This is a genomic window from Nonomuraea sp. SBT364, assembly GCF_001083785.1.
Taxonomy (GTDB): domain Bacteria; phylum Actinomycetota; class Actinomycetes; order Streptosporangiales; family Streptosporangiaceae; genus Nonomuraea.
This window is the reverse complement of the sequence record NZ_LAVL01000261.1, coordinates 1-8,186: the sequence shown is the minus strand read 5'-3', so window position 1 is coordinate 8,186 and position 8,186 is coordinate 1. Positions and strand designations below refer to the sequence as shown.

At 71.7% G+C, this 8,186-nt stretch carries 9 protein-coding genes; 4 read left to right on the top strand and 5 right to left on the bottom strand.

The genetic code is table 11. The features are described 5' to 3' along the window. Window positions 1-665 precede the first annotated feature (665 nt). Window positions 666-1,379 carry a Mut7-C ubiquitin/RNAse domain-containing protein gene (locus tag ADY59_RS45515; RefSeq protein WP_231619205.1) on the top strand — a complete coding sequence of 238 codons (714 nt, stop codon included), beginning with the start codon at window positions 666-668 and terminating at the stop codon, window positions 1,377-1,379. Window positions 1,380-1,382: 3 nt separating this feature from the next. Here the strand turns inward: ADY59_RS45515 and urtE are convergent, their stop codons facing one another. The 5 genes from urtE to urtA are packed head-to-tail and all read right to left on the bottom strand — an operon-like array spanning window position 1,383 to window position 5,852. Next, window positions 1,383-2,072 carry an urea ABC transporter ATP-binding subunit UrtE gene (urtE, locus tag ADY59_RS45510; protein WP_049577023.1) on the bottom strand — a complete coding sequence of 230 codons (690 nt, stop codon included), beginning with the start codon at window positions 2,070-2,072 and terminating at the stop codon, window positions 1,383-1,385. Then, window positions 2,056-2,796 carry an urea ABC transporter ATP-binding protein UrtD gene (gene urtD / locus ADY59_RS45505; RefSeq protein WP_049577028.1) on the bottom strand — a complete coding sequence of 247 codons (741 nt, stop codon included), beginning with the start codon at window positions 2,794-2,796 and terminating at the stop codon, window positions 2,056-2,058. Before urtD ends, urtE begins: the two co-directional genes overlap by 17 nt. Continuing rightward, window positions 2,780-3,796 (bottom strand): urea ABC transporter permease subunit UrtC, encoded by a 1,017-nt coding sequence (gene urtC / locus ADY59_RS45500; RefSeq protein ID WP_049577021.1) that lies wholly within the window; start codon window positions 3,794-3,796, stop codon window positions 2,780-2,782. Before urtC ends, urtD begins: the two co-directional genes overlap by 17 nt. Next, entirely contained in the window at window positions 3,793-4,641 is an 849-nt protein-coding gene (urtB, locus tag ADY59_RS45495) for an urea ABC transporter permease subunit UrtB (RefSeq protein WP_049577018.1), read from the bottom strand. Before urtB ends, urtC begins: the two co-directional genes overlap by 4 nt. Further along, window positions 4,641-5,852: an urea ABC transporter substrate-binding protein gene (urtA, locus tag ADY59_RS45490; protein ID WP_049577015.1), complete on the bottom strand. Its 1,212-nt coding sequence runs from the start codon at window positions 5,850-5,852 to the stop codon at window positions 4,641-4,643. Before urtA ends, urtB begins: the two co-directional genes overlap by 1 nt. 188 nt (window positions 5,853-6,040) lie before the next feature. Between urtA and ADY59_RS45485 the strand changes: the two genes are divergently transcribed. From ADY59_RS45485 to ADY59_RS45475, 3 genes are all read left to right on the top strand, one after another. Continuing rightward, window positions 6,041-6,343, top strand: a complete 303-nt coding sequence (locus ADY59_RS45485) for an urease subunit gamma (protein WP_049577013.1) — start codon at window positions 6,041-6,043, stop codon at window positions 6,341-6,343. Next, window positions 6,340-6,651 carry an urease subunit beta gene (locus tag ADY59_RS45480; protein WP_049577011.1) on the top strand — a complete coding sequence of 104 codons (312 nt, stop codon included), beginning with the start codon at window positions 6,340-6,342 and terminating at the stop codon, window positions 6,649-6,651. Before ADY59_RS45485 ends, ADY59_RS45480 begins: the two co-directional genes overlap by 4 nt. Continuing rightward, window positions 6,644-8,186, top strand: a 1,543-nt coding sequence (locus ADY59_RS45475) for an urease subunit alpha (protein ID WP_049577009.1), incomplete at its 3' end; no start/stop codon positions are given. The genes ADY59_RS45480 and ADY59_RS45475, both read left to right, overlap by 8 nt.

The window sequence follows — 8,186 nt, the reverse complement described above, 5'->3', positions numbered from 1 at the left end:
CCTCCCCCGACGAACCGTCCCCTGGACGACCGACCGGCACCTCCCCAAGGGGAACGAATTCCCCGCCCGGAGCATCGTTCCCCGAGGCAGCGAGCTCCCCGGCAGGTCGGCCGCCCCCGAGGGAGCGGCCGACCCGGCAGGAGCAGCCGCCGGCGACGGACCGGGCAACCTGTCTGGGACGGCATCCCCACGGGGGCGAACGGTCCGACAGGGGTGAACGACCCGGCAGGAGCAGCCGCCGGCGACGGCCTGGGCACAACCTGCCTGGGGCGGCGTCCCTGATGGGGGCGAAACGGCCCGACAGGGGTGAACGGCCCGGCAGGGGCGAACGCCCCGGGCAGGAGCAGCCATCGGCGACGGAGCGGGCAACCTGTTTGGGACGGCATCCCCACGGGGGCGAACGCCCCGGCAGGGGCGGCCTCCCCAGAGCAGCAGGCCCCCTTGGAGGGGCGGGCGCCCGGGGCATCGGCGGCGGGAAGGAGCCCGTGCGCGGCGACACGAATCCGGGCGGCGGCAGGTGGTGGCCCGAGGTGGCCCTGCAACGCGCCGAGCTGGCCGTACCGCCGCTGCGATGACCGCACGACGCCGCGACCGCAACGCCGGTCGCATCAAACCCGGCCGCATCGAACCGACCGTACGGAGGCCGACCGTACAGAATGGACGTCATGGACGCGCTTCTTCGCATCGCGCCGGAGTTGCTGATGTTCCTGCCGGCGAGCCGCAGGCGGGAGGCACAGCCGATCATCCCCGACGGCTCGTCGACGCTGGGCCATCACGTGGAGTCGGCCGGCATCCCGCTGACGGAGGTGGGCCCGATGACGGTCGGCGGGCAGGGGGTGCCGCCGTCCTACCAGCCGCGGCCCGGCGACGTGGTGGACGTGCTCGGGGTGCCGCGCCCGCAGCCGCTGCCGGGCGGCGAGCCGCGTTTCCTGCTGGACGTGCATCTGGGCACGCTGGCCAGGCGGCTGCGCCTGCTGGGCGTCGACACGGCCTACCACAACGACATGGACGACCCGTCGCTGGTGGTGCAGGCGAACGCGGAGCGGCGGGTGCTGCTCACGCAGGACCGCGGCCTGCTGCGCCGCCGGGCGCTGTGGCTGGGCGCGTACGTGCGCGGCACGCGGGCCCCTGACCAGCTGCGCGACCTGCTGGAGCGGTTCGCGCCGCCGCTGCGGCCGTGGACGAGGTGCACGGCCTGCAACGGCGAGCTGGAGCCGGTGGCCAAGCGGGAGGTCGAGCCGGTGCTGCGGGACGGCACCCGGCGCAGCTACGACGCCTACGGCCGGTGCCGGGTGTGCGGTCAGGTCTACTGGCACGGCGCGCACAGCGGCGACCTGGAGGAGATCGTCCGCTCCGCGCGCGCGTGGATGGCCGGCTGAGGGTCAGACGGCGAGCAGCCGGTGCACGTCCTCGCCGTGCAGGTCGCCGGCCGCGCCGGTGCGGACGACGTGGCCGCCGTCGAGGATGGCGAAGCTGTCGGCCAGCCGCAGCGCGATGTCCAGATACTGCTCGACGAGCAGCACGGCCAGGCCGGAGGCGTGCAGCCGGGCGATGGCCTCCTCGATCTCGATGATGATCGACGGCTGGATGCCCTCGGTGGGCTCGTCGAGGATGAGCATCCTGGGCCTGGTCACGAGCACGCGGGCGATGGCGAGCTGCTGCTGCTGGCCGCCGGACAGATGCCCAGCCTTGCGCTTGAGCAGCGGTTTCAGCCGGGGGAACAGGTCGAGGGCCTCGTCCACGGCCTCCTTGGGCGCCTTGGCCGCCTCGGCGGTCACCAGCAGGTTGCCCTGGACGGACAGCTGCGGGAAGCACTGGTGGCCCTGCGGCACGTACCCCATGCCGAGCCGTACGCGCTCGTGCGGTTTGAGGCGGGTGACGTCGCGGCCGTCGAAGACGACGCGGCCGGCGGTCGCGGGCAGCACGCCCATGACGGTGTCGAGCAGGGTCGTCTTGCCGACGCCGTTGCGGCCCATCACGCACACCAGCCGGCCGGCTCCCACCTCCAGGGAGACGCCGAACAGCACGCGTGCCCTGCCGTAGCCGGACTCGAGGTCACTTACCGACAGCATCCGTACGCCTCCCCAGGTAGACCTCCTGCACCCGGGGGTCGGCGCTGACCTGCTCCACCGCCCCCTCCACGAGCACCCTGCCCTCGTGCAGCACCGTCACCGCGGAGGCGTGGCGGCGCAGGAATTCCATGTCGTGTTCCACCACGATCACCGTGTGGTCGTCGGCGATCCGGGTGAGCAGCTCCCCGGTGCGCTCGCGCTCGTCCCTGGCCATGCCCGCGACGGGCTCGTCCAGGAGCAGGAGCCTGGGGCGCTGTGCCAGCAGCATGCCTATTTCCAGCCACTGGCGCTGGCCGTGCGAGAGAACGCCGGCTGAACGCTCGGCGAGCTCTTGCAGGCCGGTCCGCTCCAGCGCCTCGGCCACGGCGTCCGAGACTCCCTTGCGCCGCCTGGCGAGGGACCAGAGCGGGCGGCGGAAGCTGGCGGCCAGGTCGAGGTTCTCCAGGACGGTGAGCTCCTCGAAGACGACCGAGGTCTGGAAGGTGCGGCCGACGCCGAGCCGGACGATCTGGTGCTCCTTGTGGCCGGCCAGGTCGCGGCCCTCGAAGCGTACGGTGCCGGAGGCGGGCCTGGTCAGGCCGGTGATCACGTCGATGAGGGTGGTCTTGCCGGCGCCGTTGGGGCCGATGAGGAAGCGCAGCTCCCCCTCGGGCACGGTCAGGTCGACGCCGTCGAGGGCGGCGAAGCCGTCGAAGACGACGCGCACGTCACGGAGTTCGAGCATGGCGCAACCTCCCGAGGATGCCCATGATGCCCTTCGGGGCCAGGGTCATGACCAGGATGAACAGGGCGCCCTGAAGGTAGAGCCAGCCGTCGGCGAACTGCTCGCTGAACGCCGTCTTGGCGTAGCCCATGACGACGGCGCCGAGCACGGCCCCGGCCAGCGCGTGCCTGCCGCCGACGGCGACCGCGACGACGAGTTCGAGCGAGGGGACGACGCCGAGCAGCGCGGGCGAGATGATGCCCACGACCGGCACGAACAGGGCTCCGGCCAGGCCCGCCATGGCGGCGGACGCGGCGAAGGTGACGGTCTTGACGGTCGCGGGGTCGTAGCCGAGGAAGCGCACCCGGTCCTCGCCGTCGCGCACGGCCACGAGCAGCCGGCCGTAGCGGCTGCGCACCAGGTGCCGGGTGGCCAGGTAGAGGACGCCGAGCGTGACGGCGACGACCAGGTAGAGCGCCCGCTGGGTGCCGTCGTCGGCCAGGTCGGCGCCGAACAGCTCGAAGAAGTTCGTCATGCCGTTGGTGCCGCCGGTCAGCCCCTGCTGGCCGACGAGCAGGATGACCATGGCCGCGGCCAGCGCCTGGGTCAGGATGGCGAAGTACGCGCCCCGTACCCGCTGCCTGAACACCAGCGTGCCCAGGAGCAGCGCGAGCGCGACGGGCCCGAGCACGGCCATGGAGAGCGCGAAGACCGGGTTGGCGAACGGCACCCAGAGCGCGGGCAGCTCCTCCACGCCGCTCCACACCATGAAGTCGGGCAGCCCGCCGCCCTCGCTCAGCTTGAGGTACATGGCCACGGAGTAGCCGCCGAGGCCGAAGAACACCCCCTGGCCGAGCGCCAGCATGCCGCCCTGCCCCCAGGCGAGCCCGATGCCGAGGGCGACGATCGCGTAGCAGAGGTACTTGGCGAGCAGGCTGAGCCGGAACGGTTCGAGCAGCAGCGGGGCGGCGACCAGCGCGAGCACCGCGACGGCCGCGAACGGCACGTGTCGTCTGATCATGTCAGCGCCCTCGACCGCAGCACGAACAGGCCCTGCGGCCGCACCTGGAGGAACGCGATCACCGCGGCGAACACGATCACCTTGGCGAGGCTCGCGCTGGACCAGAACTCGGCGTAGGAGTTGAGCAGCCCGAGCCCGATGGCCGCGAGCACGGCCCCGCGCAGCTGCCCGAGCCCGCCGGCGACCACGACGAGGAAGGCGTCGACGATGTAGTAGGTGCCGAGGGCGGGCCCGACCGGGCCGATGAGCGTCAGCGCGACCCCGGCGACCCCGGCCAGCCCGGAGCCGATGAAGAAGGTGAGCATGTCCACCCGGCCGGTGTCGATGCCGCTGGTGGCCGCCAGCCGCCGGTTCTGCACGACTGCCTGCGTGCGGCGGCCCAGCCCGGTCCTGGTCAGGTAGGCCCAGACCGCGACCACGCCGGCGACGGCGAGCGCCATGATGAACAGCCGGTTGTAGGGCAGGACGCCGACCCCGCCCGACAGCCACGACGGCGCGGCCACCTGCACGTTGGGCGCGCCGAACAGGTCGCGGGCGAGCTGCTGCAGCACCAGGCTGACGCCCCAGGTGAGCAGCAGCGTGTCGAGCGGCCGCCCGTAGAAGTGGCGGATGGCCAGCCGCTCCAGCAGCAGCCCCATGACCCCCGCGACCAGGAACGCGGCGGGCAGCGCCAGCGGCAGGACGGGCAGCAGGAACGCGGTGTAGGCGCCCGCCATGATGAACTCGCCGTGCGCCATGTTGATCACGCCCATCTGCCCGAACGTGAACGTCAGGCCGAGCGCGACGAGCAGCAGGACCGCCCCGATCGACAGCCCGATCGGCAGCTGGTTGACGAACGCCTCCATCAGCCCTGCGCCAATCCGCCGGCCCACGGGTAGTCCTTGAGGTACGGGTCGGGCTTGATCGGCTCGCCGGAGTCCCACACCTGCTTGATCAGCCCGTCGGGCTGGACGACGCCGATGCGGGCCGTCTTGTACAGGTGCTGGTTGTCGCCGTCGATGGTGACCAGGCCCTCGGGGCGCTCCAGCGCGATGCCGCCGGCGGCCTTGCGCACCGCCTCGACCTCGGTCGTGCCGGCCTTCTTGACGGCCTCGGCCCACAGGTAGACGGCGTTGTAGCCGGCCTCCATCGGGTCGCTGGTGACCTTGTCCTGGCCGTAGCGGTCCTTGAACGCCTTGACGAAGGCGGCGTTGGCGGGTGTCTCGGTGGTCTGGTAGTAGTTCCAGGCGACGGGCTGGCCGGCGATGTTGGCCACGCCGATGCCCTTGACCTCCTCCTCGGCGACGCTGACCGACAGCACGGGCATCGCCTCGGGGGTGACGCCGGTGCTGCGGAGCTGTTTGAAGAACGCCACGTTCGAATCGCCGTTGAGCGTGTTGAAGACGGCGTCGGGCTTGGCCTGCGTCACCTTGTTGACCAGCGTGGAGTATTCGGTGTGGCCGAGCGGCGTGTACTCCTCGCCGAGCACCCGCATCCCGTTGGCGGCGGCGTACGCCTTGATGATCTTGTTGGCGGTGCGCGGGAAGACGTAGTCGCTGCCGACCAGGAAGAGGCTCTTCTTGCCCTGTTCCTTGAGGTAGTCCAGGCCGGGGATGATCTGCTGGTTGGTGGTGGCTCCCGTGTAGAAGATGTACGGCGAGCTCTCCAGGCCCTCGTACTGCACCGGATACCACAGCAGCGCCTTGTACCGTTCGAAGACCGGCAGCATCGCCTTGCGGCTGGCCGACGTCCAGCCGCCGAACACCGTGGCGACCTTGTCCTGCCTGATGAGCTTGGTGGCCTTCTCGGCGAACGTGGGCCAGTCGGAGGCCCCGTCCTCCACCACCGGGACGAGTTTCTTGCCGAGCACCCCGCCGGCCTTGTTGATCTCCTCGATGGCGAGCAGCTCCGCGTCCCGCACGGTCACCTCGCTGATCGCCATGGTGCCGCTGAGCGAGTGGAGGAGGCCGACCTTGATCTCGTCCGCGGCGGCGGGCGCGCCGCCGCCGGGCGCCGAGCCGCAGGCCGTGACCGGTAAGAGGAGGAGTGCGGAGACGATCGCATGACGGAGGCGCACAGCGGTTCCTTCCTGCTGGCCGTGTTCTGCAAGAAAGGTGACTCCGCCTGATGTCCGCGAAAGATCCCGCGTGTTAAGAGCCCATTGCCGAACGCTCACCGAGAACACGAACCAGGTCCCCGGACAGGAAACCGGGCCGACATCGCCCGGCAACACCGTGGAAACCGCCGGTTCCTAGGGTCCGGCGCATGCGGCTAACCCCACACGAGCAGGAGCGGCTGCTCATCCACGTCGCCGCCGGGGTCGCGCGCGAGCGGCGGGCCAGGGGCCTGCGGCTCAACCATCCCGAGGCGACCGCCGTGATCGCGTCGTTCCTGATGGAGGGGGCCAGGGACGGGCGGACGGTGGCCGAACTGATGGAGTCCGGGCGTGCGGTGCTGAGCCGCGACGACGTGATGGAGGGCGTGCCGGAGATGCTCGGCAGCGTGCAGATCGAGGCCACGTTCCCCGACGGCACCAAGCTCGTCACCGTCCACAGGCCGATCCCGTGATCCCCGGCGAGTACGTCCACCCCGAGGGCACGATCCCGCTCAACCCGGGGCGCGCGCGGGTGACGGTCCGCGTCGTCAACACCGCCGACCGGCCGGTGCAGGTCGGCTCCCACTACCATTTCGCCGCCGCCAACCCGGGCCTCGACTTCGACCGCGACGCCGCCTGGGGCATGCGCCTGGACGTGCCGGCGGGCACCGCGGTCCGGTTCGAGCCGGGCGTGGCGCGCGAGGTGACGCTGGTGCCCATCGCCGGCCACCGGATCGTGCCCGGGCTGCGGCCCGAGCGGGCTGGAGCCCTGGATGCCTGATCTGTCCCGTGCCCGATACGCCGCCCTGTACGGGCCCACCACCGGCGACCGGATCAGGCTGGCCGACACCGCCCTGTTCGTCGAGGTCACCGAGGACCGCTCGATGGGCCCGGCCGGGGCCGGCGACGAGGCGGTGTTCGGCGGCGGCAAGGTGATCCGCGAGTCGATGGGCCAGTCCCGCGCGACCCGCGCCGAGGGCGCCGCCGACCTGGTCATCACCGGCGCCGTCGTCCTCGACCACTGGGGTGTTGTCAAGGCAGACGTGGGGATCTCGGGCGGCCGGATCACCGCGCTCGGCAAGGCGGGCAACCCCGACACGATGGACGGCGTGGACATCGTCATCGGCCCGTCGACGGAGATCCTGGCCGGCAACGGCAAGATCCTCACCGCCGGGGCCGTCGACTCCCACGTGCACCTCATTTGCCCGCAGATCCTGGACGAGGCCATCGGCTCCGGCGTCACCACGATCGTCGGGGTGGTCACCGGCCCCGTCGAGGGCACCAAGGCCACCACCGTCACCGGCGCCTGGTATCTGGCCCGCATGCTGGAGTCGCTCGACTCCTACCCGCTCAACTTCGCGCTGCTCGGCAAGGGCAACACGGTCTCCGCCGACGGGCTGTGGGAACAGTTGCGCGCCGGGGCGTCGGGGTTCAAGCTGCACGAGGACTGGGGCTCGACGCCGGCCGCGATCGACGCCTGCCTGACCGTGGCCGACGCCGCCGGCGTGCAGGTCACCCTGCACACCGACACGCTGAACGAGGCCGGGTTCGTCGAGTCGACGCTGGCGGCCATCGGCGGCCGGGCGATCCACGCCTACCACACCGAGGGCGCCGGTGGCGGGCACGCGCCCGACATCATCCGCGTCGCCTCGCACGCGAACGTGCTGCCCTCCTCCACCAATCCGACCAGGCCGCACACGGTCAACACGCTCGACGAGCACCTCGACATGCTCATGGTCTGCCACCACCTGAACCCGGCCATCCCGGAGGACCTGGCCTTCGCCGAGTCGCGGATCCGGCCGTCGACCATGGCCGCCGAGGACATCCTGCACGACCTGGGCGCCATCTCCATGATCGGCTCCGACTCGCAGGCGATGGGACGCGTCGGCGAGACCGTCATCCGCACCTGGCAGACGGCCCACGTGATGAAGGAGCGGCGGGGGGCGCGGGGCGCCCCCGCCGACACCCTGCGCGCCCGCCGCTATGTCGCGAAATACACGATATGTCCGGCCGTCGCCCACGGGCTCGACGCCGACCTCGGCTCCGTCGAACCCGGCAAGCTCGCCGACCTCGTCCTGTGGGACCCGGCCTTCTTCGCCGTCAGACCGGACCTGGTGCTCAAGGGCGGCGTCGTCGCCTGGGCCCAGATGGGCGACGCCAACGCCTCCATCCCGACCCCGCAGCCGGTCCTGCCCCGGCCCGTGTGGGGCGCCACCGGGCGGGCTCCCGCCGCCAACTCCGTCAACTTCGTCACCGGCCATGCCATCAGCGCGGGCCTGGCCGACCGGGTCAAGGTGGACAAGCCGTTCACGGCCA

What these genes read in the sequence shown, in the direction of transcription:
- ADY59_RS45515 (WP_231619205.1), top strand. Translation starts at nt 666, where the DNA reads ATGGACGCGCTTCTTCGCATCGCGCCGGAGTTGCTGATGTTCCTGCCG.
- urtE (WP_049577023.1), bottom strand. Translation starts at nt 2,072, where the DNA reads ATGCTGTCGGTAAGTGACCTCGAGTCCGGCTACGGCAGGGCACGCGTG.
- urtD (WP_049577028.1), bottom strand. Translation starts at nt 2,796, where the DNA reads ATGCTCGAACTCCGTGACGTGCGCGTCGTCTTCGACGGCTTCGCCGCC.
- urtC (WP_049577021.1), bottom strand. Translation starts at nt 3,796, where the DNA reads ATGATCAGACGACACGTGCCGTTCGCGGCCGTCGCGGTGCTCGCGCTG.
- urtB (WP_049577018.1), bottom strand. Translation starts at nt 4,641, where the DNA reads ATGGAGGCGTTCGTCAACCAGCTGCCGATCGGGCTGTCGATCGGGGCG.
- ADY59_RS45485 (WP_049577013.1), top strand. Translation starts at nt 6,041, where the DNA reads ATGCGGCTAACCCCACACGAGCAGGAGCGGCTGCTCATCCACGTCGCC.